Below are 23,356 nucleotides of genomic sequence, written 5' to 3'. Positions count from 1 at the left end.
TCGAAACGTTTCATCATCGAAACCGTTTTTGATCAGCTTAAGAATATTGCTCAGATTGATCACACAAGGCATCGTAGCTGTATTTCGTTTATGGTAAATCTAATGGCAGGGCTAATTGCCTATACATCTAAAGCGAAAAAGCCGAGCATCAAAGTGACTCGGCTTTAGTTCTTATACAGATCTCAGGTTAATTAGCTAAATGCTATTAAATATTACTACTATACCTTACTTTGCTTGCCAGTTTGGTGCACGTTTTTCGGCAAATGCCATTGCGCCTTCTTTGGCATCTTCCGTTTGCATCAACCAGTGAAAATATTTGCTCTCTAGCTGCACTGCTTCTGTTAGCGGCATATGCAAGCCTTCCATAACCGCTTGTTTCATTTTTTGTACGGCAAGTGGTGCACCTTTAACGATGTCTGCTGCTATTTGCTGACACTTAGCTAATAGTTCTTCTTGTGGCACCACATGGTTAACTAATCCTAAGCGATGCGCCTCAATAGCATCAATACGATTACCTGTGTAAAGTAGCTCTAGGGCACTCCCTAAAGGAATCAATCGCGGTAGTCGTTGCGTGCCATGTCCACCAGGTATCCAACCAAGGCGAACTTCGCCAAAACCATAATGGGCATTATCAGCCGACACTCTGATATCCGCTCACATTGCCTGCTCTAATCCGCCGCCATTACAGTGGCCGTGAACGGCGGCAATTACTGGCTTAGTTAAGGTTAATAGTCGCGGGTAGAGCCTATCGACAAATCCTTCGGCATCCGGAGATTTAACCCATTTAATATCCGTGCCAACGCAGAATGATCGACCTTCACCACTGATTATGCCCACTCTTAATTTAGGATCATTTTCCAACTCATCCCAAGCATCGGCAATAGCATTATAGGTTTCGCCATCGCAAGCATTCATTACATCAGGTCTGTTGATCTTAACGTGAATGATGCCGTCTGACTTTTCAATAATTACTTTTTTCATCATTAGCCTTTAACCATAGTGGGCTATAAAATTAACCTTATATTGTTACTTTAACGCTTTCGCCAGTGGCCTAACAAATTGGTAGAGTGGTGACTTTGGTACAGTTGAATAAAAGGCAATGACCACGCCGTTTTCTGGCTCAACATATAACCCTTGGCCAAACATACCCCCTTTAAATATGCCGCCATCAGCATATACTGCATCCCATTGGCGAGATTGCCCTTGCGATAATTCAACTAACCCTTTACGAAAACGCTTGCCGTCACCGTTTAAGTAGCTTTCAGGGTGTTGCAAGTTAGCAATACGAGCTAACGCTTCATCGGAAACTACTTGTTTATCCGCCACTAACGGCCAATATTGGGTGTATAACAGGCCATAACGCGCTAAATCTCTTAAGCGCGAAGAAACAATACCATGGGCCATGGCCATGCCGTCGGGGGCTAAATGTACCTGCAGTGCACTATCAGCACGGACATGTGACCACACACGCTCATCAAAGGCATCAGGCCATGTCTTGTTGGTAACAGCTTCTGCTAAGAACACTAACATTTGTGTTATTCCTGAGCTGTATTCAAACTTTTCACCAGCAGGGCCGGTACGTTTAGCTTGCTTAAGTATCTCGCGAACGGTTTCTTGTTTTCCTTGGTACGCTTCATTGAACTCGGCAAGATAATAACGAGTGGCAGTTGAGTTAGGATCTACACGAGTTTTTGGGCTATCGTGGGTGTCTGTACCCGGTACCATATCTAAAAGTTGCAATACTGTGGTGTTGCCTAATGCTGTGCCAGCAAAGTCAGTGAGATATTTCTCGACTTTGTCATTTTCTTTTATTTTGCCCTCATCAATTAATTGCTCAATCAGCAAAGATGCCGTCGGTTTGGCAACTGACGCCCATAGGTGATTGTCAGTTGGCTTCATACCAGGGTAGGCTTCAAATACGATTTTACCTTCACGCAAAACAATAATTGCCTTGGCTGCTGCGCGTGGATCTTTGAGTACTTCACTTAATGTCATTTCACCTAAAATCGTATTGGCGCTGACTTGTGATAATTTCTCTGCCCAGTTTACTGAATCATCTTTGAATTCATTGGCTGTTAGGCGATTAGGGAGCACCGCGGTTAACATAGTGCGAGAAATATTTTGCGACCACCATAAGGTTGTATCGCCGCCACCAAGCAATTCTTTGTTATAGCCAACCGCATTGGCATAAGACTGGTTTTCGCTAAGTGAATAACCCTCAAGGTGTTTTTTTAAATCAACCGCTTGCGTTGTTAATGACATGCTCGCCAATAACGTCACAACGATAGGCGTAATTTTTTTTCTCATTCTTTATTTCTCTCTCGTTATAGAATTTGTGCATTATTTAGTTTTGATATTTCAGCTAACCCTAAATCATTAATACTGTTGAAATTTAGGTTTGCGCTTTTCAGCAAAGGCGGTCATACCTTCACGCTGATCGGCGGTACCAAATAAACTGTAGAATAATCCACGCTCGTGTTTTAATCCTGAGATCAGTGGTGTTTCAGATTGTTGATTAACCGCTTCTTTACCGGCAAGTACCGCTAATCGTGGGTTGTTGGCAATGGCGGTAGCGACCTTAATTGCTTCTTCAACATGGCTACCATTGGCTACGGTCATGGTGGTAATGCCCATTGCCTCGGCTTCTTGTGCAGTAAAAGGTTTGCCAGTGAGAATGTAGTACATGGCTTTGGCTTTGCCGACTGCTCGCGCTAAACGGGCAGGGCCGCCAGCACCGGGGATCACCCCTAAAGTGACTTCAGGCAGGGCAAATTGAGCGTTTTCGGTGGCAATGATCATATCGCACATTAACGCGATCTCAGTACCAGCACCAAAGGCAATACCAGAAACGGCTGCAATTATAGGCTTACGAATATCGGTCATTTTATTGACAATGCCAGCAAAATCACTTCGGTAAGCTTCAGCAAAATCAATGTTGGCAATTTGCTTTAAATCTGCCCCCGCGGCAAAACACTTATCATTGCCGGTGATGATTATACAGCCAATTTTGTCGTCGTTATCGAATGTGCGAAGGGCACTGACAATTTCCTGACTGACCACTTGATTAATGGCGTTCATTTGCTGAGGGCGATTTAGGGTGATAACCCCAACGTGGTTGATAACTTCGGTTAAAATAAATTGGTAATCAGACATGGGTTTTCTCTCTATCTGTTATAGTTAATTTTTCGTGCAAAAAAGGCGCTGTAAAAGCGCCTTAGCATTATTTGCTACTTACCTATACCAATGGCTTTGGAGTCTACCATTGCTTGAATTTGCTCATCAGTAATGCCTATGCGCTTAAGTTCAGCGATGGTATCTCTGCCAACGGCTTTCGGTCCTGGCTTAGGTTTTACCTTTTCAATGCCTTCAATATTGATTGGACTGGCAACTGTACGAATGCCTGGCATGCCTTCAACGTCTTGCCATAAGCCAATGGCGTTGGCTTGTGGATCATCCGGCAGTTCATTGTTGTGCTTGACAATAGAGTGACTGATGCGCGCTTTGGTCAACAGTTCAACAATTTCATCAAGATTGTAGTTGATCAGTGCGCCTTGGATTTCTTTTAACAGCACTTGGCTATTTTTAAAGCGCGACACTTTATCTTTAAAACGCACATCACCAACTAAATGAGGTGCACCAATGATTTTATACATGCCATCTAACGCGGCATCGTTCATATGTGATATAACGATAAAGCGATCATCTTTTGACTGATAAATGGCATTCAGTGTCGGTTGTGGCCATTCGTTATTAGCAAATTTAGGCATGGTTTTCGCGCCAACTAGCTCTGCCTGTATGGAAATACCATTTGACCACACGCCATTTTCTAACAGTGATGTGCTCACTTTGCAGCCTTCGCCGGTTCTTTCTCTTTGATAAAGTCCTGACATAATCGCAGCAAAGAACGCGGTTGCTGTAGACATATCCCCCATGCCCACAGGAATTGGGACAGGCTGGCCGTTTTTGGCTCTTAACGCTTCTTGCAAGCCTGAACGGGAATAGAATGAGGTGGCATCGAAGCCTGGTGCATTGGCTTCAGGGCCGCATTCACCATATCCAGTCATTTGGGCATAAACAATGCGTGGATTAATTTGCTTAATTTTTTCGTATTCTACGTCTAGGCTTTTGGCAACGTACGGCAAACAGTTAGAGGTGAGGATATCAGCCGACTCAACTAATTTATAAAAGGCGTTGCGGGCGTCTTCGTTTTTCATGTCCAGTGCTACCGACTTTTTATTGCGATTAGCAAATAAATTACAGTAGTCCACCTCACTGGCTGGCATTGGTGGAATTAAATGGCCATAACGCCAAGGATCGCCAGTTAATGGTTCGATTTTAATCACATCAGCGCCAAAGTCAGACAAGATAACGCCCGCCGATGGGCCTGCGGCCATTGAACAAAGCTCAATAACTTTGATGCCTTCAAGTAAGTTAGACATAATAAATTCCTTAGTATTCATCACGCTTGTTTATCGTTTTCTGGCAAGCGTGATCAAATGGTTAGGCAAGCCTTAGCTTTTTAGGCGTTGCGTTTTTTCACAATAATGACGTGCTCAGCGTACATTACTACTTCGTCGTGCTGGTTTAGTACTTCTTTCACCTCAACGACGGTGCCATGACCAGCCAACTTGGGATGGTCTTCTTTTGATTGCACGGTAATTTTGACTTTAATGGTATCGCCAGCAAACACAGGTTTAGGGTAACGAATTTTGTTATAGCCATACGACATGCCATTTGGGTTAATAGGCTGACCTGACACCGACAATCCAATAGCAAAGGCAAAAGTCATAGTGCCGTGAGCGATAGGCTTTTTGAACGGTTGGGTTTTACAAAACTCAGCGTCAATGTGGTGTGGCATAAAATCACCTGAGTGACCTGCATGGAACACGATATCAGTCTCGGTTACCGTTCTAGCTGGGCTCATGCGAAACGAGCCAATTTCAAAATCTTCAAAATATTCAGGTAAACTCATGGGACTCTCTTTGAATTGATTATACATATGGAAGTAAATGCCCAGAGAGTTAAATACCTCTCTGGGATATGAGTGCTAAGATCGCTAGTTCTAGCTGGCTAAGCCGCCTTTTTCTAAGCAGTACAAAGCTTCCATTAGGTAGAAATCGCCCCAGATTAATTCGTGACGATCGGCTATGCCTTTTACGCCATTCATACAACCGTTTACTAACATACCTACAGGGCGATTATCGTTGTCATTGATTGGCGTTAAATGCTTAAGTACGTTGTCTAACATAGGGTCAAGACGGTCAACAAAACGTTGTGCTTCTGGGTCTAAATCATCTAATACCGCTAGGCGAGCTAAAGCAGAAATAACAATGGTTGATGAAGATGTATCTAGTGGTGCATCGTCACGTGGATCGTCAAAATCCCACTTAGGTACTTCAGCACCCACTTTATTCCACCAGTAGTCGAATAATTTGCCTGCAGTTTCTAAGTAATGTTTGTTGCGCGTGTGTTCGTAAGCCCATAAGCTACCTGCAATCGCCCAAGATTGACCGCGAGTCCAGCATGAATCATCTGAGTAACCTAATAGCGTTGGTATCTCCATGATTTTTTCGCCAGTTTCCCAGTTAAACATAATGTTTTCATGAGTAGAGCCATCTTCACGAATAAAGTGTTCTTCTAACACTTTATGCATTTTCTCTGCGCCCACTAAGAAAGTATTATCGCCGGTTTCTTTCCATGCCCACCAATCTAAAATCAGGGCAGGGTGAACGTTATCCACACAAACCGTATTACGTGATAAAGCACCTTTCACTAGGTCGTCGGCGTATTCTACAGCGCCTAATACCTGACACTCTTTACCTACTGGCATTGCACCATTGCCTTTGTTGGCGCTTGAACGCATTGCCCAAGCCGCAGCTAATGCCAGAGTGCGCATGTTTTCATTGCCTGTAGCGGCATATAAACGAGCTGCTGAATAACCAAAACGATGGCCTCGGAACATATCGTCTAATTCTAGTTTGTGACGAATTTGCTCGGTACGGGCAAATGCTTCTTCAATTAATTCAGGCATTTCAAGTAATTCACCTGCCATACGAAGCATATCAATCCAGTGACCGTCTACCCAGTCACCCGTTTCAACCGTATTCCACTTGCCTGTATCTGGATCAGCATTATGTGCCCACTCATTACCAATTTGCTCACGAGTACTTAAAACGCGCTGACATAAAAAATTTAACGCTTTTGCTCTATCTGCCATGGAAATCCCCCAATTCTTAACTTGTTGCTGTGTTGTAATTTAAATTCAATAGTTGAAAATTTTTAATCTAACAATTGAATTTTGTTAATCATCGAGCAAACTTTGCCGTATTGAGAAATTCGATAATTGATTTTTAGTGACAACTAATTATTTAAAAGTCAAAATGAATGGTGGTTTAAATTGTGCAAATCAAATTGATATAAGCGAACATAACCGTGGACTCACAAACTCAACGTTATGCCCGAGCTGGCAGTTTAGAAGGCTTTAGAGATTTTGTACTTAGTTACAAATGCGATCCTGACGCTATTCTTACCAAGGCAGGTATAAACCCGGCAGTGTTAGATAGCCCAGAAGCATTAATTAATATGCCGAGCTATTGGCGAGCACTCAATGAAGCGTCAGCACGAACTGGTGTAGCACGTTTTGGTTTGCTGTTGTCTCAGCGTCAAACACTAGAAAAATTAGGCCCTGTTGGTTATTTGATGCGTCATGCACCTACGTTAGGCGAGTCGTTAGATGAGCTAATTCGCTTTTTAAAAGTACATGCTACAGGCATGAATATATACCTTGAACAGCACCATCATTTGGCAATATTGTCTGTGCAACTGACCGGTTTAAGCGGAGATTCTGTGGTACAACATTGTGAGCTGTCTGTAGGCTTGATCACTAAATTTTTTCGCACAGTCATTTCAGAAAGTTGGAGCCCAAAAACTATTTATTTTGAGCATTCAGCGCCGGAAAATTTGTCAGATTATCAACATATATTTCGTTGCCCAGTTCATTTTGGTCAAGCGCTTACTGCTATAGAATTTCCTGTTACTCAATTAACAACGCCACTAAAAAGTGCAGATGCTGGGCTTTATCAAGTACTTAGAGACTACCTAAATCGGTTAGATAAAGAGCAGGGAGATAATTTTGTCGATCAAGTGATTAAGGTTATTCATCAGCAATTAGAGCAGGGGTTACCGCGGATAGATGAGGCTTGCGCTTTGCTTAATTTGACTCGCCATGAATTACAGCAAAAGTTAAAGCGTGAGGGCACAAATTATCAAGCACTGTTAGAAGAAGAGCGAATTGGTGTTGCAACCTACTATTTAAAAGACACTGAACTTTCGTTAATTGAGATTACTTCAATCTTAGGGCTTTCAGAGCCTGCAGTGTTAACTCGGCTATTTAAGCGAAAACTAGGTTTAACACCATCGGCGTGGCGTACTAAAAATAAGAAAACTTAGCGCTTTTGATAAAGATCAGTTAACGTATTTAAAAATAACAACAATCGTGAGAACAATATGAACTTTTCAATTGCCATAACTGGCCTTTATACCAGCTTGTTAGTACTGCTTTTTATTGCTTTATCAATCAATGTTATTCGCCAGCGCTTTAAACATAAAGTGGGGTTAGGTAGTAAAGAAATAAAAGAATTAGAACAAGCGATCAGAATTCACGGTAATTTTGCCGAATATATTCCGTTAGCTTTGATTATGTTAGCAGCGCTGGAGTTAAGTGGTCTTGACGCTATGTGGTTACATGTATTTGGCGGCGCTTTATTATTTGGGCGTATTGCTCATGCGATTGGATTGTCTAAATCCATCGGCACATCAATACCAAGAGCGCTTGGTGTGGTGACCACCTTTATTACTTTATTGGCGATGGCGGTAACATTTTTGTTGTCATATTAGGCGTAAATTCGCTAAACAGCTTAACTAATTGCTTAACTAAAGCATTAATTAACGTATTAGCTAATAAATGCATTAGCTAATACGTTAACAGTAAATATTACCAACTAACTTTTAGCTAATTTGCCGATAACAACATGCCGATATGTGGAATGCCATCTTCTAAATACATTTCGGTAATTTGCTCAAAGCCATGTTGTTGATAAAACTTGGCTAAATGTTGTTGAGCTGAAATTTTGATTGTCGGTTCATTAAAGTGTGCTTGGCAGGTTTCAATGCCTAATTTAACTAGTTGGTGACCTAAGCCAATGCCTCTAGCTTGCTCGGCAGTAGCCACTCGACCTATGCTGTTGTAATCGTTGTAAGTCGTGCCAGCAGGCAATATTCGTAAATACGCCAGTAATTGATCATCCCCATAACCTAGTATATGCAGGGTATCTGGGTGTCTATCCAAGTTATCGAGATCTGGGTAGTAGCAAGTTTGCTCAACAACAAACACATCAATACGTAACTTTAACAAGTCGTAAAGTTCATCCGTGGTTAATTGGTTAAATGATTTAATAATCCAGTTCATGAAAATACTAAGCTAACACTCTAGCTATTAAGCGAAAATTGCTTAATTAAACCATGAACTTATTAAGGGTACAATTAACTAATATTGTGAATATGGCTTAATAAACCGTGATATTGCTTTGTTGCTAAATAGTCCAACATTTCTTTTTTATACTTTGCTATATCAATATCTGGACACTCATCGGCCATCACTTGAGTTAAGTGTTCCGGTGTTAGAAATAAGATATAGGCGAGGGGTAAGAATTTAGGGTTAAAGTCTTTTTGGTAAACGGTGGCACGAATTTGCTGGGCACTATAGTGTGTTTGTTTTCCGTAACGTTGTTCTAATGTCGGAAGAAACTTATTACTGTAACGTTTGATAGACCAATATTTAAACATTGCTATTCCTTAGCGAGTATGAATTGTTATTCACTTGTAAATACGATATCGGAGCAGAATTATACTCAGATCTAGCTAAGGATCAATAAACAAATTGTAACTAGCGCATGGTGAAATTTGCAGCAATAGCACACAGCAAAGCTCAACACGCTCAAACTATAATAACCGCGAGTAATTAAACGTACTGTCGGGATACCGGTTTTTGAAGTAAATAACTAATGGGTAAAATAGCAGCTGATTAAGTAATTAGTCGCTATTTTACGATAGAAGTTATACCAATTTTATTAAATATTTAATCAGTTCAGAGCTATGTCAGGGGAGTTAGAACAAAGCAAATTGATGCAGGTGTAGTATTCTCCATCAAAACAATTTGCAAAGTTATCACTTTCCTGACGAGCTCCCAAGGGCGAGTTTAAATAGCTTATATGCCGCGTTATTGATTTTGATAAGGGAATAATCATTACCAGCAATCAATGCCTTGCCTATAAGCCGTTTAATTCTCGCTGAATGATCAAATATTTAATTCAATTGGTATTATTTATTGTGACGCTGTTGTAATACGGCCATGACTTCCGAAAGCTTAACTTGCTTGTCTTGCAGTAACACTAAGGTGTGGTAAAACAAATCTGCGCATTCCCCTAATAGATCTTCTTTGGTTTCAGCCACTGCAGCAAGAGCGACCTCAACCCCTTCTTCGCCGACTTTTTGAGCGACTTTAGTTGTCCCACGAGCCAGTAAACGAGCGGTGTAGCTTTCTTCTACTGGATCATTTTTACGATCACTAATATAGCGCTCTAAATAAGACAGGAAATTTTGCTGGGTGACGGTTTGTTCGGCAAAACAACTTTCTGTGCCTAAATGACAGGTTGGACCGTTTGGACTTGCTAAAATGAGTAAACTGTCTTGATCACAGTCGGCAATTGTTTGATGAACATCAAGCGTGTTACCTGAGCTTTCACCTTTCATCCAAAGTCGTTGTTTTGAACGGCTATAAAATGTTGCTTTACCTGTGCTAAGTGTTGCATTAAGCGCTTCTTGGTTCATATAACCTTGCATCAACACTGCACCTGTTGCGGCATCCTGAACAATAGCCGGTAATAAACCATTCATTTTTTGCCAAGCGAGCTGCTCAATATTGGCATTGCTAACAATCACTACTAAACCCTTATTTCTATATCTGCGGCTTTTAACGCTTGTTTTAGCGTTAACATATCAATAATACCTTTATGAAAAACACTGGCGGCTAATGCACCATCGACATCTGCTTGTTTAAATACATCGACAAAGTGAGAAATTTCACCTGCACCACCAGAGGCGATAAGCGGAATGTTGGCAGCTTGGCGAGCTATGGTTAGCTGCTCAATATCATAACCTTGTCTGACGCCATCTTGATTCATGCAATTTAAGACGATTTCACCAGCACCAAACGATTGTATTTTTTTGATCCAATCGACGGTGTGCCATTGGGTTTTTTCGGTACGCGATTCGTCACCGGTAAATTGATACACTTGGTAAGTGCCAGTTTCTTTGTCGTAAAAGCTGTCAATACCAACCACCACACATTGCACACCAAAGTGATCGGCTAGGCGCGCAATTAGGTTAGGGTCTTGCAAAGCAGGGGAGTTAATACTGATTTTATCAGCGCCCATCATTAGGATTTCTTTGGCGTCTTGCTCTGATTTAATCCCACCAGCAACACAAAACGGGATATCAATAACTTCAGCAATGCGTTCCACCCAACTTTTATCGACAACGCGGCCATCGGAACTAGCGGTAATGTCATAAAACACTAATTCATCAGCACCAGCTTCCGCATATTTTTGCGCTAGCGGCACAATATCACCAATAATTTCATGGTTGCGAAACTTAACTCCTTTGACGACTTTACCGTCGCGAACATCAAGACAGGGAATAATGCGTTTGGCTAGCATGACAACGAACTCCTCGTTAGCCGTTTAATTAGGTTTTTTTACTTATTTTTATAACTGGAAATTATTAACAGGGTGCTAGTTTAGTTGTTTCTTACACTAGAAAAGTGCTGAACAATTAACGACATGGCACAAGTAACCAAGTGGTAAAAATAGTAACTTTTATATTTATTTTAAAAGCCGCTGTTCTTTGTTTAATAATTAGAATTCATCATGTGGAATAATCTAATCACCTTTATGGTGCTTTACTATATATCAAAACTAATCGATTGCAGAAAATATAAACAAAGTTCAACAGACGCTATTGTTAAACAGGAAATAAATATACCTCAGTTCATCGACAGAGTTAACTTAAAATCAACAAATGGCTAGAGTTAATATTAATAATGGTATGGACTCTGGTTATAAGTGCTTATGTCGCTTATTTGTAAGCAATTATTTATTAGTTAAGTATGATAGTTAAGTACGAGCCTACGCTTGTATCAGTATATACTTTTAGTACATTACGCCAACATCATTTAGCAGTAGTGCTCAGCACTATCGTTCATTTGCCATTGCTCTTTGTTAACGTTGAGGTTACAATTTTGCAACATAGAGGGGCTTGATTCTTTTGAGTATATCTATTGTCCATGTTTAGTTGTTAGATTGCTCGACGAGATCGCACTCTTGTCGCTTGGTTCTTACACATAAAATTATTAAAAAGTGATAACAAAGTAGGTAAGCCAAGTTGATACCGTCAACTGATTTGTTTAGATAATTATTTGGCAGTATCAACTATTGTTAACTATATATTAACAAGATAGCTGTAAAGTATAGTTGGCGGGTTCAATAGCTTGAAGTGTGATTGAGTGACCATGAAGTAACAACGTCATTTCTGCACTGTTAATCATAAATACTTACAGTTTATACCGATAAACATTAATCACGAACATTGAAAAATGACAAAGTAAAAATATGAAGCACTCAATTAAAAATTTGGCAAAAAGTGTCTTAGTGTCAGCCATTCTTGTCGGCGTGAGTTACAGTGCAGTAGCAGAAGAGCAGAAGTCTGTTGACGAGATAGCGGCGGAATTATCAAACCCGAATGCTGCGTTAGGTTTAATGAATTTTAATATTGACTATATTTCGTTTGATGGTGACTTGCTTAGAGCAGGAAGTCAGTCTGCGACGCGCATTACTTTTCAACCAAGTTTGCCTAAGCCTTTAGGTAATGGAATGAACTTATTTATTCGTCCAGCGATTCCTGTGGTTATCAGTCAAGACATTCCTTATATTGATCCTGATAAAGACCCTGTGTTCGGCTATAGCGATCCTGGTGTTAACTTAGGTGATACTGGCTTTGATATAGGTATTGGTAAAACATTTGCTGGCGGTATTGTTGCGCTAGGTGGTTTGGTTGGTACTATCCCAACGGCAACTGATGATGCGTTAGGTAAAGACCAGTGGGCGTTAGGTCCTTCAGCATTATTAGCTAAAGTTGCTAAATGGGGTGCTGTGGGTGTATTAGTAACGCATCAATGGGACGTTGCAGGCGACGACGATATTGATACCAATGTCACTGCTGGTCAATATTTCTGGACAGCTAACTTAAGTGACGGTTGGCAGCTGCGCTCTGGACCAACATTTGCTTACGATCATGAAGCAGAAAGTGGTCAACGCTTGACCTTTCCTGTCGGTGTAGGCATTCAAAAAACAGCGATTTTAGCTGGACGCCCTTGGAAGTTTGGCGTTGAGTATTGGCACTATATTGAGCAAGCAGATGCGTTTGGACCAGACTTTCAAATTCGCTTCACTATCGCGCCTGTTGTACCTTTGCCTTGGTAAAATTATCGACAGACGGATAGAGACTTAGCTATTAGCATTAAGTCGCAATAAACGATAAATAAAAACGCCACCCAGTTAAGGTGGCGTTTTTATTGTTAGAAGCATCTATTTTTAATTTTTTGGACTACTCTGTTACTTGGCTGAAGTATCTTGCTACGTTGATAATCGCCTGCAGTATTTTCAGCCATTAGGGCACCACTAAAAAAGCTTTTACATGTTGGGCGGGTAATAACTTTATATCATGTCCCAATGCCGCTATTTCTCTTCCCGAATAGTGAGACGTTGAGCAAGCTTCCATGGCAATAGAGCACTTGGGTATATTCGACAAATAGGTTAGTAACTGACTGCGCCTAACGGCTTTTTTACGCACTATCGTATTCGCGCTTTTACAACACACGACATGAAAGACATTCTTTGCTATATCAATACCAATTGTTGTAATCTGCATGTGGTCTTCTCCTGTTTTGATTGCATGTTTACACTTCAATCATGGCACCTAGATGCCGAATTAGGGAGGAGACCATCACATCAGGTTCGCATAAGTAAAGTGTTTCTAGCAGCTATTTTTACTGACTTCGACGTTATTTTGACGTGAAATAACTGGCTATTCCTACATCAAAAAGCCTTGAATTCAGCAAAAATTGTCACGCTAGAAATTACGGAAGACAGGAGTTATTGTTTTATATAGCTTTACACTACTTCTTATACAAAGCTGAGGTTAATTGCGCCTATTAATTGAACAACTCATTTGTTAATAATCAGTTATTGTGTCCGATAGGGCATAGTAGGTTAAATCAGTCGCACTTATGTTTACCTGTAAAAAAGCCCCGACAATTACTTGTAGGGGCTTATATGATTGCAAATGAAATAGGGAGCGCTTAGCAAGCGTTTATATTAACTGATTAATTTAACATTCACCCTGTTTTTTTTGATTACAAATCATTTAGATTAGAGAATATTTGATAGAAGAAACCAATTGATTTTCCATACTCTTCTACTAAAATTCGCTCATTTACTCCATGGAAGCCTTTAAATTCCTCAGTGTTTTCTAGTTGAATACCAGTGATCGTAAAGACGTCTGGAGCAAAACTTCGCGCTTGGAAATGTTTTGAGTCTGAGCCACCCACTACGAAAAATGGTGCCACAATCAAGTCATTCCCCCAAGTTTGGCGAATGGTTTTTTCAAGTACTTTATATGCAGGGCTAAACGGATCGGCTATATTCGTTGCTGGTGTTGAAGCTGATATATCGCGAATAGTAATGCGATCATCTTGAATTGCATTTTTAACATGTTCAATAATCACTTCAGGTGTGTCGCCAGGCATAGGTCTAAAGTTGACCACTGCCGTTGCAGCAGGTGGTAGTACATTGTCTTTTATACCGGCATTAAACATAGTAACCGCTATGGTTGTATGTAACATTGCTCGAGTTACTTCATTTTTCGACATTACGTCAATAAATTTTTGCTCTAGCTCTGTAATTTCACCATCCTTACCAAACGCAACAGCAGCGTATAGTGCTTGATTAGCCTCATCTAGCTCTGGGCCCATAAAGCGATATTGGTGGCGAACTGCAGGATGAATTCGGTATGGGAATTGTGCATCTTCTAATTTGTTAATCGCTTCTGCAAGGATACCAATATTTGATTCTTCCATTGGCATTGACGAATGGCCACCGATACCATTAATAGCTAACTCTAAACTAATAAAGCCTTTTTGCGCGATACCAATTAACGCAGTATTTTCATTAATGCCAGGGAAAATGCCCGGAGTAATAGGTGCAGACTCATCCATCACATAAGCGAAACGCTCTATACCTCGGCCTTCTAATACATCAGCAATGTGCTTAGCACCTTCTGGCCCACCAACTTCTTCATCTTGTCCAAATACGAAATAGTAAGTACGTTGTGGTTGCCAACCTTCTTTTAAACGCATTTCAGCGGCTTCTAAAATGGCATGGATCTGGTTTTTGTCATCTAATACACCGCGTCCCCAAATGTAACCATCTTTAACTGTTCCAGCAAATGGCTCTACTGCCCATTTATCTCTCGAGTCTTCTGGCACTGGTACTACGTCAGCATGTGCATAGAATAAGGCTGGCTCTAAGCTAGGATCTTTGCCTTCCCATGTATAAAGTAAGCTATATGGACGTGGCTTACCTAAAACTTCTCGCTTAAGGTTTTTATGCACGAGTGGGTAAGAATTTTTAATGAATTCATAGTAGTCAGTAAATGCTTTAGTATCAAAGTCATCACGATCTTGGTTTGAAATGGTTTTAAAGGTTACAGCTTTAGACAAGCGTTGAACGGCATTGTCTAAATCAACCTTTATTTCTACTTGCTCCACACCTTTCATTTGCATGGAAGTGAACTTGTCTTCACTATCAGCGCAAGCAAACAGGCTGACACTCAATGTAATAGCAGAAGCTATACCTGTAGTAATTTTGCTATATCTACTCATCGATAATTTCCTATGGTTTTTACGAATAAATTATTTGTTATGTATTGTTTATATAGTCTTACATGTGCTTTATACAGGAGGGGGCGATATAAGACATTTCATTAAAAAGTATATCGCACCATGGCTTGCAAACGGCTAGCATCACCTTCACGGCCATCAATATTTTCACGATCGCCCCACATGTATTCAACCCCCATATCAACCGCTTTAGAGTATTGATAAAGCATGCTTAAGTGACCAATACCAGCAGTTTCTACATCTGAAACTTCACGATCTTTTGATGGCGTAACATCTAACCACGCATAACCGAGAGTAACATTTAATTTTTCTGTTAGATGGTGGGTGTAACTACCAGCAATTGTGGTATGTTCATCAGTATGTAATTTACCATTTTCATCAAGTGTAGCGCTGGTGCCACCACCGGCAAGCGCTAATACGCCTTTGGCAGAGCCATCGCCATGTGATATCGCAAGTTTAATTGGATTACCTGGTAAAATATTGTAACTACCTGAAAATAAAACTGACCAACCTAGCACATCGTCATTACTGACTTCTTGAATACCATCCCAATGTAATTGTACTAGTTCAGAGCCAAAGTTAAGGTGGCCATTTTCTAATTCTTTAGTTAAGCGGAAACCAAGCAGTGGTAATTTATTGGTTTCTTCACCGGCAATATTAAATGGGTTATCAATTTTGCTACCAGAAGGCTCTTCAATTGCAGCAATAAACTGTAAACCTTCAGATAATTCAGTTTGGTAACGCGCTTGGACAGTTCTACCACCATAAAGCGCTTCGCCAAAAGCAAAGTCAATGTAGTAGGGGATAGCACGTAAATCTGTTACTGCCGTCCAGTATTGACCAACAATAAACTTACCCATTTGAACATATAACAGACGTATACGAGGATTTGTGCTGTTTGAACCACCAAATGTATCGAGTTCAGTATGAAAACGTATTACTTCATCACTATTTTTCTTGCTGATGTCCAAGTTGACTCGACTCTCACGGACATGCATATGGTAATAGCCGCTGCGATTGTAGTCAGCATCACCTTTAACCGGAATGCCACTAACGAGAAACTGATCTTTATCCCTAGAACCATCGAGATCAGCAATAATGTCGAGCTTTGCATAACCGCCTACCGCAACTTGAAAGTCAGATGATTCATTCGATACGATGGTGGCTGCATTTGCGGTCATCGCTGTTGCGGCTAGGGCAGATGCTAATAGTGTCTTTCTCATGTTTATCTCCATTGGCGTGAGCTAAATCCACTGATACTTCTTAACCGGATAAAGGCACGCTTGCCATGTTTAGTGTTTATCTACTTGCAAGTTAATTTCAGTCAACGATCGGTAATTACCTTTTAGTCTTTATCGTTAAATCAGTTCCTTTGAATAAAAGACAATTGTTCAATATGGCTGATATTATTAAATTTTTAATACATTATTGGTATTATGCAACATTATTATGCTTTTTTTATAACAAATATTTTACTTTTTTGTTTGTTCATTGAACTAAATCAAAGCGTTTTGTCATTACTTGATTATTAATGACTAATTTTCATCAACTTATCTTTCAATTTAGGCTGTTACTTAATATCGTAAGAGTAGTAGATATCTGCAGAATTTTCTAAACCTGAGACTGTTTCAACCCAAATACGACTAAATAGATAGAGTCTAACGGTCAATTCGTTTATCGGTTCAGTAACGCCAACGCCGTATTTGATATAAACCCGTTCGCCTAAATAACCCGATATTGAAGCTTGACCATCGCTACCATCAATTTCTATTTGATTGAGCACACCAATTTTTTCTAGGCTTTCAACAATATTCGTTGAATTAGCTAGTGTTGTGCCTATGGCTAATCCTAAGGTGCTATCGCCAGACGTACCCGCATCAATACCACGCCCTCTAATTAAGTAAGATAAAGTTTCTTGTTGGCTCATTGATGGTGATGAGAAAAAGGTTAATACCATTGAGTTAACAGGGCCGTATATATTAATGCCGACCCGAATATCCTCTTTGGTTATTTCTCTAAACGCTTGTAAGTCAATCAATGGGTTGTCGACCGCACCATTAAACGAAAACTGTCCTTTTTCAACTTTTAGGCTTTGGCCGTAAGCCTTATAGCGACCATTAGATATTTTTACCGTACCAAACAGTTGCAGCGGGTTACTGTGTTCTTGGCGAATAACCAATTCGCCATTAATAAAACCATTAAAGCCTTGCCCTTCAATATGAAATTTGTCAGCCACGGATAAGTTAATATTAGTTGTAATACTAAACTTGCTTTGTGGAGCTATATCTTCGCCACTAGCGTCAACAAATACCACGTCATCACTAACACTGACACTTCCTGGTGGCAACTTTGCAAGTAATAACTCGCCATTGTTCACATGCAAATTACCCGTGATAGTTAGGTTATTATCAAGCAAATGTATATGTAAATCTGGGGCGATAGTGGCGGTAATATGGGGAGGTAACGCCAGCGATAATTCCGCTGATTTTATTTGCATTTCCATGGCAAGTTGCTGCTGCCAGTTTAGCTTACCATTGATGCTGGCTTGTTGATTATTTAAGCCAATATCGCCATCAATAGTACCTTCGTTTCCTGTTAATTCCACGGTTAAGGCAATGTTATCAATTTTTGATGGTGTTCTAATTGAATTAGCCGCGCCATTATTTAGCACAAGGCGTCCATTAACTTGAGGTTTAGCTAGCTCGCCAGAAAGTGTTACTTGTCCTGTTATTTCGCCAGCTAATGAGGAAAGCTCTTTGGTGAACGCTTTAAACGGCGCAATGTTAAATTGGTTTATCTCAAGATCAGCCGAGATATCGGCTAAATTATCCAGCTTAGCGTTAGAAGTCAGCTCGATTAGCGGCAATAGGTTACTCGGGCTATTTGTATTCTCTTGTAATCGCTGGCTTTGAAGTTGTTCGTTTTGGCTTTTGCTTTGGCTTTGGTTTTCAGAGTTCTTAGCTTTGCGATTGAGGGCAAAATGAGTCTCCAACTGATTATTCGCTAAGCTGATATTTAGAGCGCCATCTTGCCATGAGGTTACTGGAACTAATGTCTCCTCATCTTGATTAATTAAAATGCTGCCCTCAGTTAATGAAAGCTTAGCAGAGCCATTCAAGTTATTTTGACCTTGCCAATCAATATTTAGTTGTCCGGTAACGTCTGAATTTATCGTTAAATCTTCTGGTAGCCCTAGTTTTCCTAGTTCGGCGAGTTTTCCTGTGATGTCAGCATGAATACTGCCAATTTGGCCCAGTTCAATGGCTTGATTAAAACATAACGAAGCACTTTCGCCTTGCCAGCAATGTGCTGATAATTTCGCATGCTCTGATTGAGCATTAACGCTAATCTCAACTGCATGATCTAACTGCCAATTAAGCGTATTAAAACCAATGTTGGCTTGCGATATTTGCCCTTGCCACGTTTGGCTTGCCGTTTGCCATTGGCCTGAAATATTAATCTCGCTGGCATTATCACCTTGCCAAGAGGCGTTAAGTTGGTGTTGTTCTAAATTGCCTGCAAGTTCAAGGTTAATTTGCTCAAAGCTTAATTCATTTGCCACGATTTGGTCACTGGTAATTTGCAATTGTGTTTGGTGATTACTTAGCGGTTGATAGTCAGCAACTAGATGAATCGCTTCTGTAGATACGGAAGCTAGTTCAGGCGCATTAATATCTGCAACTACATGAATATTAGGGTTGTCGAACGGACCTGATACGGTAAATTTGCTCGTAACTTCCCCTGTAATTGCAGGATGCCATTGTCCTATATTGGCAATATAGGCGTTGCCCGATAATTGCCAGTTTTCATCGCTTAAACCGTTTATTTTTATATAGGAGTCTTGCGAGCTTACATATAAGTGACCTGGCGAAAGTCGCCAATTTTCATTTAAATCAATATTTGCATCTATGGTTATTGGGTAGCCAGCAACTTCCCCCTTTAGCTGTGTATCTTTTAATGAGATAGCCCATTGTTGCTGCTGCCAATTACCTTGAGTTTTTATCGCGCCAGATAAACGACCAGTGACGGTTGATGCGATATATTGTGGGAAGGTAAAACCTTTTGTTGCAATAGATAGCTGCCAATTAATGTTATTTTGATAATCGATATTGCCGTCAACGGCTAATTTACTTTGCGTTTTGTTATCGTTAAAACTGAGTTGTTCAATAGCTAGGTTTTTATCACCATGCTTAGCTACAAGGTTCAGCTGTGCTTGTTGATAACCATAACCATTTATTTTGCTTTGTAATTCAAATTGTTGCGATAAAATATCGCCTGAGGCGACAAGTTTAACCGCCGTCGGTTGTGCGTCGACTTCCGGTAGTTTAATTAGTGGGAATTGATTGGCATCTAACGTTATATCAAATGGTAAAGCCTGTTTGGTTACATCTGCCGTGGCACTTGCTATTAAGGCTAAATTTCCCTTACTTTGTAGATTTAAGCCAATGCTGGCTAGGTCCCCTGATAACTCGAGTGTTTGAGTCGTATCAGATAACGCTGGCCACAGGGCAAAATTGACCAGCTCGGTATTTAAGGTCAGGCGAAGAGGGTAATTATTGGTAAAGTCTACTTGGCCTGATAATGAAAGTTTCCCGTAATCAATAAGCTGCGAACTAAACTTGTTAATAACCAGCTTGGTATTCATCCAACTTGCTGCAAGCTGTGTTTGTTGCGCAGTTATATAGTGGGTTATGTCGTCATTATTATTTGGGCTATCTGAAGGCGGTTGAGCAGAATTTTCGGCTTGAGCGGCAGTTTCTTTTTGAGCGTTGCTTTCCGTTTGTAGATCAATACCGTTAACCGTTATTTGTTCAACAGCCAATTGATTGATGTTAATGGCCAGCGGGAGATTAATCGTGGGTAAGTTTGCTAGTGGCCAAGGCTGATCTTGATTTTGTACTTGCTCTGCTTTCGTGCTAGCTTTGGTGACAACATCAACCTTTAAAAGGCTAGCGTTATTGACCGTGATCAGTGATTGTTTTGCCCGAGCACTCGCTAAAAAGTTATCTAAGGTAATTGATACTGCTGGACTATCAAATTTACCGCGTAAAATCGCTAATTGCTTTAATGTAATAGCGAGAGGCAAGGAAATTTTTTCTGAAGCATTTGTTGTTTTCGAGACAGTTGTTTCGGCACTTTCGCTATTGTCACTTTCAGTATTGTCAAAAATGGCGGTATCGACGAGCTCGGCTGCAAGGTTTTCAATACAAAACTTTGTTTGTAATAGACACGAAAGTTCAAGCGTTAATTCGGCATTATTTATTGCTAATGCAAATCCACTAGTTTGGTAGTTCACGCTGCGGACCTTTACTGTTGACAGCAAACTACCTTCAACTTTACCAATGTTAATATCATCGCTTAGGTTTGCGATAGTCACGGCAAGCTTCAAGCCCAGTGGTGAAATTACCATTATCAATAAAAAGATAATAATAACGCTTACGCCGAGCAGTGATTTTTGAAGCAATTTTGTCATTAAAATTCTGCCCCTATGGCTAAGTGAATGCGCCAAGATGGGTCGTCTTCACTAATGTTATAACCAAGGTTCAATCGAATAGCGCCAACAGGTGACATATAGTGAATGCCTGGGCCAACGCCATAAACCAGTTTCGCTTTATCGCCAGTGTGCACTGAGCCTGCGTCAACAAAAAGTGCGCCACGCCAAGTTTCATTGAAGTAGTATTGATATTCGATACTGCCTATCGCTTTTCTTGTGCCACCAACGACAATTTCTCTAATGGTGCCATCATCTTCTGTAATTTTTACAATCGGCCCCACTTCTTGATAACCAAACCCTCGAATACTTAGATCGCCACCAGCAAAAAACCGTAAAGATGGGGCTAGGTTTTCAACACTATCCGCGCTTAATTCTGCTATACCTAGCTCGGCTCGTGTTAGAAGTCGGTGGTTAGGGGCGAGCGTAAAAATGTACTGCCATTTTGCGTTAAAACGAATAAAGCTACTTTCTGAGCCAATACTTTTGTGGGTACCTTCAATATTGTAGTAATGACTAAAACCGGCGCTAGGATCTAACAAAAAGCCAACACGCTGAGTTTTTGACCAAGTTGCCCCAAATAAAAAATAATTTGCATCATCGTGGATACCATTTACTTGCCATGTTTCATGAAGATATCGAGTGTAATATTCCAGAGTAGAGTCTCGATAAAACTTGAGCCGCCCTAGACGCGCGATAGCATGGCGACTGTCAATATCGCCATAGTCATTGTTTTCTAAAGAAACTTGCGTTTGCAGAACATCATGGAGTGGGTGACTCAATGGAATAGTGTAAGTAAATCTTCCTAACGGATTAATTTTTGAATACTCTATTTTTGTTTCTTGCTTGTGACCGTAACTATTAACTAAGGGCGTGCGCCAAACCACTGATTGTCTAAACTCAGTATCGGTGGAGTAACCGGTACCAAAGTTAAAACTGTGGCTATTGGTGGGGTTAAGGTTTACATCTACTGTTACTTGGCGGTTGTCGCCAGTTTCACCACCTTCTTTATTATGGCTAGGTAAAATAATGATTTCGCTAAAATATTGTGATTCTTCCAGTTGACGCTGGAAGTCTTGTAGCAAAGTCACGTCATAAGGTTCATTGAGATTAAATGGTGCAAATTTATCGAGTAATGATTGCCTTAAAATGGTTTCGCTAAAATTAATGTTACCAAACTGGTAGCGCATGCCACTTTGGTAAACGACGTCTATATTGGCGGTTACGCGATCAGGCTGAATAGCAATAATTGAATGGGTAAATTTACCGTCGAAATAACCGCGACTTAAACCTAGCGCTAAAATATCTGCCTTTAATTGCTCATAACGGCCATGATGCAGACTGCTTCCTTGTTTCAACGGTGCTTTATCCAGTAATGCTTTAAAGGCATCATCGGTTTGAGCTTCGCCGAGCAATGTAATGTTGATTTGCTCTATCGCTGTTTGTTGGTTGGGAGTCACTGAAATAGTCAACTCCCAGATATCATCCGCTAGGTTTTTATTGACCTTAGTATTAATTCTGGCGCGATAATACCCTAAGGCTTGCAGTGCTTCTTCAACATTAGGCTTAGCTTTATAGATAAAAGCAGAGCGCTCGATAGATGATGTCGGTAACTTTCCTAAATGACTTCGAATATTCTTTTCGACGCTATTAGGCATATCACCATTAATTTTAATGTTTAAATTGCTGGCCACCGCGTTTGGCACAAACAGTATTAGGCAAATAAGCACACTGTAAATAATTGAAAAAGACGTTTTACTCAATGTTTATACACCTAAATTGCTCACACGATAACGTTTAAAAGTATTGATTAAGCCCTAGTGTTTTGGGCTAGGTTTTTAACTAAGTTTTAGCTAAGTTTAGGATCAGTAGTATAAAACCCTCGAAAGATTAACGCTAGGTTATCATTTTCTTAACAATGTAAAAAAACGTTTATAAATAAATGCATTAACGTGCTAAGTAGTGGTCGATAAAACCTAGCGATATAAGGATATTAGCTAACTTTGCCAGCAACTAATCGCATCTTCTAAGCTAAACTTTCCTTCAAGCAATGATCGTCCTAAAATAACACCTTTAACGCCTGTAGGTTTTAAAGCGTTGATATCTTCAAGGTTGCCAATACCACCAGAGGCCTGCCATGCAATTGTTGGATATTGACGGCAAAGTTCGGTGTATAGCGCAACATTACTTCCGCTTAATGTACCGTCTTTACTGATGTCGGTACAAAGTACGTGGATTAATCCTGCACTAATATAGTCATCTAGCAATTCTTCTAAATTGACACCACTGTCTTCAATCCAACCATGAGTGGGCAAGGTTTTATTCCCTTGTTGATCTATTTTTACATCCAATGCCAGTACTATTTTTTCTCCACCAAACTCCTCTAGCCAAGCCCTAACGAGTTGTGGCTGTTTGATTGCTAAACTACCAATAACGACTCTGTCAGCACCTAGGTCCAATAAATCAATAACATCTTGTTTACTGCGAACTCCGCCGCCGACTTGGATGGTCATACTTGGATGATTGACTAAGGTTTTAAGTAGGTTTAACTGTCTTTTGTTGCTGTCTTTAGCACCATCAAGATCGACAAAGTGCATGACTTTTGCGCCTGCTTTAGCATAGGCAGTTTGGCGCTCTTTGGCACTGTATTGGTAGTTGGTTTTTTGTTGATAATCGCCCTGATAAAGTCGGACAACTTCACCATCGATCAGATCAATAGCTGGGATAATCATAATAGTAACCTTAAAATTTTTTATTAAGCGATTAGTCATTTGGCCATTTAGCCATTTAGC

At 40.4% G+C, this 23,356-nt stretch carries 19 protein-coding genes and 1 pseudogene; 4 read left to right on the top strand and 16 right to left on the bottom strand.

The features are described from left to right. On the top strand, window positions 1-168 hold a 168-nt coding region (locus tag ACOB82_RS16455; RefSeq protein ID WP_448214081.1), incomplete at its 5' end, for a transposase. 57 nt (window positions 169-225) lie between these two features. On the opposite strand, the pseudogene ACOB82_RS16450 reads toward ACOB82_RS16455, so the two are convergent. The 6 genes and pseudogenes from ACOB82_RS16450 to ACOB82_RS16425 all read right to left on the bottom strand — a co-directional run bounded on the left by ACOB82_RS16450 (window position 226) and on the right by ACOB82_RS16425 (window position 6,217). Beyond that, window positions 226-981, bottom strand: a pseudogene (locus tag ACOB82_RS16450) (enoyl-CoA hydratase/isomerase family protein). 45 nt (window positions 982-1,026) lie between these two features. Continuing rightward, window positions 1,027-2,307: a serine hydrolase domain-containing protein gene (locus tag ACOB82_RS16445; protein WP_448214078.1), complete on the bottom strand. Its 1,281-nt coding sequence runs from the start codon at window positions 2,305-2,307 to the stop codon at window positions 1,027-1,029. 69 nt (window positions 2,308-2,376) lie between these two features. Beyond that, the gene (locus ACOB82_RS16440; protein ID WP_448214077.1) at window positions 2,377-3,153 is read right to left on the bottom strand and encodes an enoyl-CoA hydratase-related protein; all 777 of its coding nucleotides are present in this window, start codon (window positions 3,151-3,153) and stop codon (window positions 2,377-2,379) included. A gap of 74 nt (window positions 3,154-3,227) precedes the next feature. Then, on the bottom strand, window positions 3,228-4,439 hold the full coding sequence (locus tag ACOB82_RS16435; protein ID WP_448214076.1) for a CaiB/BaiF CoA transferase family protein: 1,212 nt from the start codon (window positions 4,437-4,439) through the stop codon (window positions 3,228-3,230). A gap of 80 nt (window positions 4,440-4,519) precedes the next feature. Continuing rightward, window positions 4,520-4,972, bottom strand: a complete 453-nt coding sequence (locus ACOB82_RS16430) for a MaoC family dehydratase (protein ID WP_448214075.1) — start codon at window positions 4,970-4,972, stop codon at window positions 4,520-4,522. A 90-nt stretch (window positions 4,973-5,062) separates the two neighbouring features. Beyond that, entirely contained in the window at window positions 5,063-6,217 is a 1,155-nt protein-coding gene (locus ACOB82_RS16425) for a hypothetical protein (RefSeq protein WP_448214074.1), read from the bottom strand. Window positions 6,218-6,432: 215 nt separating this feature from the next. Here ACOB82_RS16425 and ACOB82_RS16420 point away from each other — a divergent pair, with 215 nt between their 5' ends. Both ACOB82_RS16420 and ACOB82_RS16415 read left to right on the top strand, forming a co-directional pair. Further along, the gene (locus tag ACOB82_RS16420; protein ID WP_448214073.1) at window positions 6,433-7,449 is read left to right on the top strand and encodes an AraC family transcriptional regulator ligand-binding domain-containing protein; all 1,017 of its coding nucleotides are present in this window, start codon (window positions 6,433-6,435) and stop codon (window positions 7,447-7,449) included. Window positions 7,450-7,506: 57 nt separating this feature from the next. Next, window positions 7,507-7,896 carry an MAPEG family protein gene (locus ACOB82_RS16415; protein ID WP_448214072.1) on the top strand — a complete coding sequence of 130 codons (390 nt, stop codon included), beginning with the start codon at window positions 7,507-7,509 and terminating at the stop codon, window positions 7,894-7,896. 115 nt (window positions 7,897-8,011) lie between these two features. Here the strand turns inward: ACOB82_RS16415 and ACOB82_RS16410 are convergent, their stop codons facing one another. From ACOB82_RS16410 to hisF, 4 genes are all read right to left on the bottom strand, one after another. Continuing rightward, window positions 8,012-8,467: a GNAT family N-acetyltransferase gene (locus ACOB82_RS16410; protein ID WP_448214071.1), complete on the bottom strand. Its 456-nt coding sequence runs from the start codon at window positions 8,465-8,467 to the stop codon at window positions 8,012-8,014. A gap of 74 nt (window positions 8,468-8,541) precedes the next feature. Continuing rightward, complete coding sequence (locus ACOB82_RS16405; RefSeq protein ID WP_448214070.1) at window positions 8,542-8,844, bottom strand: DUF6559 family protein; 303 nt, start codon at window positions 8,842-8,844, stop codon at window positions 8,542-8,544. A 534-nt stretch (window positions 8,845-9,378) separates the two neighbouring features. Beyond that, the gene (hisIE, locus tag ACOB82_RS16400; RefSeq protein ID WP_448214069.1) at window positions 9,379-9,999 is read right to left on the bottom strand and encodes a bifunctional phosphoribosyl-AMP cyclohydrolase/phosphoribosyl-ATP diphosphatase HisIE; all 621 of its coding nucleotides are present in this window, start codon (window positions 9,997-9,999) and stop codon (window positions 9,379-9,381) included. A gap of 2 nt (window positions 10,000-10,001) precedes the next feature. After that, window positions 10,002-10,775: an imidazole glycerol phosphate synthase subunit HisF gene (hisF, locus tag ACOB82_RS16395; protein ID WP_448214068.1), complete on the bottom strand. Its 774-nt coding sequence runs from the start codon at window positions 10,773-10,775 to the stop codon at window positions 10,002-10,004. Window positions 10,776-11,726: 951 nt separating this feature from the next. On the opposite strand from hisF, the gene ACOB82_RS16390 reads away from it, so the two are divergent. Further along, the gene (locus tag ACOB82_RS16390) at window positions 11,727-12,596 is read left to right on the top strand and encodes a hypothetical protein (protein ID WP_448214067.1); all 870 of its coding nucleotides are present in this window, start codon (window positions 11,727-11,729) and stop codon (window positions 12,594-12,596) included. A 187-nt stretch (window positions 12,597-12,783) separates the two neighbouring features. Here ACOB82_RS16390 and ACOB82_RS16385 read toward each other — a convergent pair whose 3' ends face one another. From ACOB82_RS16385 to hisA, 6 genes are all read right to left on the bottom strand, one after another. Then, the gene (locus ACOB82_RS16385) at window positions 12,784-13,044 is read right to left on the bottom strand and encodes a hypothetical protein (RefSeq protein WP_448214066.1); all 261 of its coding nucleotides are present in this window, start codon (window positions 13,042-13,044) and stop codon (window positions 12,784-12,786) included. A gap of 484 nt (window positions 13,045-13,528) precedes the next feature. Continuing rightward, window positions 13,529-15,055 (bottom strand): M20 family peptidase, encoded by a 1,527-nt coding sequence (locus tag ACOB82_RS16380; RefSeq protein WP_448214065.1) that lies wholly within the window; start codon window positions 15,053-15,055, stop codon window positions 13,529-13,531. Window positions 15,056-15,156: 101 nt separating this feature from the next. Further along, window positions 15,157-16,296 carry a DcaP family trimeric outer membrane transporter gene (locus tag ACOB82_RS16375; RefSeq protein ID WP_448214064.1) on the bottom strand — a complete coding sequence of 380 codons (1,140 nt, stop codon included), beginning with the start codon at window positions 16,294-16,296 and terminating at the stop codon, window positions 15,157-15,159. Window positions 16,297-16,643: 347 nt separating this feature from the next. After that, complete coding sequence (locus ACOB82_RS16370) at window positions 16,644-20,546, bottom strand: translocation/assembly module TamB domain-containing protein (protein ID WP_448214063.1); 3,903 nt, start codon at window positions 20,544-20,546, stop codon at window positions 16,644-16,646. Then, complete coding sequence (locus ACOB82_RS16365) at window positions 20,546-22,327, bottom strand: autotransporter assembly complex protein TamA (RefSeq protein ID WP_448214062.1); 1,782 nt, start codon at window positions 22,325-22,327, stop codon at window positions 20,546-20,548. Before ACOB82_RS16365 ends, ACOB82_RS16370 begins: the two co-directional genes overlap by 1 nt. Before the next feature lie 234 nt (window positions 22,328-22,561). Then, entirely contained in the window at window positions 22,562-23,296 is a 735-nt protein-coding gene (gene hisA / locus ACOB82_RS16360) for a 1-(5-phosphoribosyl)-5-[(5-phosphoribosylamino)methylideneamino]imidazole-4-carboxamide isomerase (protein WP_448214061.1), read from the bottom strand. Window positions 23,297-23,356 lie beyond the last annotated feature (60 nt).

Source organism: Colwellia sp. MEBiC06753 (assembly GCF_053470325.1).
Note: the sequence above shows the minus strand (reverse complement) of the source record. Positions and strands in the feature narration are given on the sequence as shown.

Excerpts from the sequence above, each read along its gene's own strand:
- ACOB82_RS16415 (WP_448214072.1), top strand. The coding sequence starts at position 7,507 with ATGAACTTTTCAATTGCCATAACTGGCCTTTATACCAGCTTGTTAGTA.
- ACOB82_RS16430 (WP_448214075.1), bottom strand. The coding sequence starts at position 4,972 with ATGAGTTTACCTGAATATTTTGAAGATTTTGAAATTGGCTCGTTTCGC.
- ACOB82_RS16375 (WP_448214064.1), bottom strand. The coding sequence starts at position 16,296 with ATGAGAAAGACACTATTAGCATCTGCCCTAGCCGCAACAGCGATGACC.
- ACOB82_RS16435 (WP_448214076.1), bottom strand. The coding sequence starts at position 4,439 with ATGTCTAACTTACTTGAAGGCATCAAAGTTATTGAGCTTTGTTCAATG.
- ACOB82_RS16425 (WP_448214074.1), bottom strand. The coding sequence starts at position 6,217 with ATGGCAGATAGAGCAAAAGCGTTAAATTTTTTATGTCAGCGCGTTTTA.
- ACOB82_RS16445 (WP_448214078.1), bottom strand. The coding sequence starts at position 2,307 with ATGAGAAAAAAAATTACGCCTATCGTTGTGACGTTATTGGCGAGCATG.
- hisA (WP_448214061.1), bottom strand. The coding sequence starts at position 23,296 with ATGATTATCCCAGCTATTGATCTGATCGATGGTGAAGTTGTCCGACTT.
- ACOB82_RS16385 (WP_448214066.1), bottom strand. The coding sequence starts at position 13,044 with ATGCAGATTACAACAATTGGTATTGATATAGCAAAGAATGTCTTTCAT.
- ACOB82_RS16410 (WP_448214071.1), bottom strand. The coding sequence starts at position 8,467 with ATGAACTGGATTATTAAATCATTTAACCAATTAACCACGGATGAACTT.
- ACOB82_RS16440 (WP_448214077.1), bottom strand. The coding sequence starts at position 3,153 with ATGTCTGATTACCAATTTATTTTAACCGAAGTTATCAACCACGTTGGG.
- ACOB82_RS16380 (WP_448214065.1), bottom strand. The coding sequence starts at position 15,055 with ATGAGTAGATATAGCAAAATTACTACAGGTATAGCTTCTGCTATTACA.
- ACOB82_RS16370 (WP_448214063.1), bottom strand. The coding sequence starts at position 20,546 with ATGACAAAATTGCTTCAAAAATCACTGCTCGGCGTAAGCGTTATTATT.
- ACOB82_RS16390 (WP_448214067.1), top strand. The coding sequence starts at position 11,727 with ATGAAGCACTCAATTAAAAATTTGGCAAAAAGTGTCTTAGTGTCAGCC.
- hisF (WP_448214068.1), bottom strand. The coding sequence starts at position 10,775 with ATGCTAGCCAAACGCATTATTCCCTGTCTTGATGTTCGCGACGGTAAA.
- ACOB82_RS16405 (WP_448214070.1), bottom strand. The coding sequence starts at position 8,844 with ATGTTTAAATATTGGTCTATCAAACGTTACAGTAATAAGTTTCTTCCG.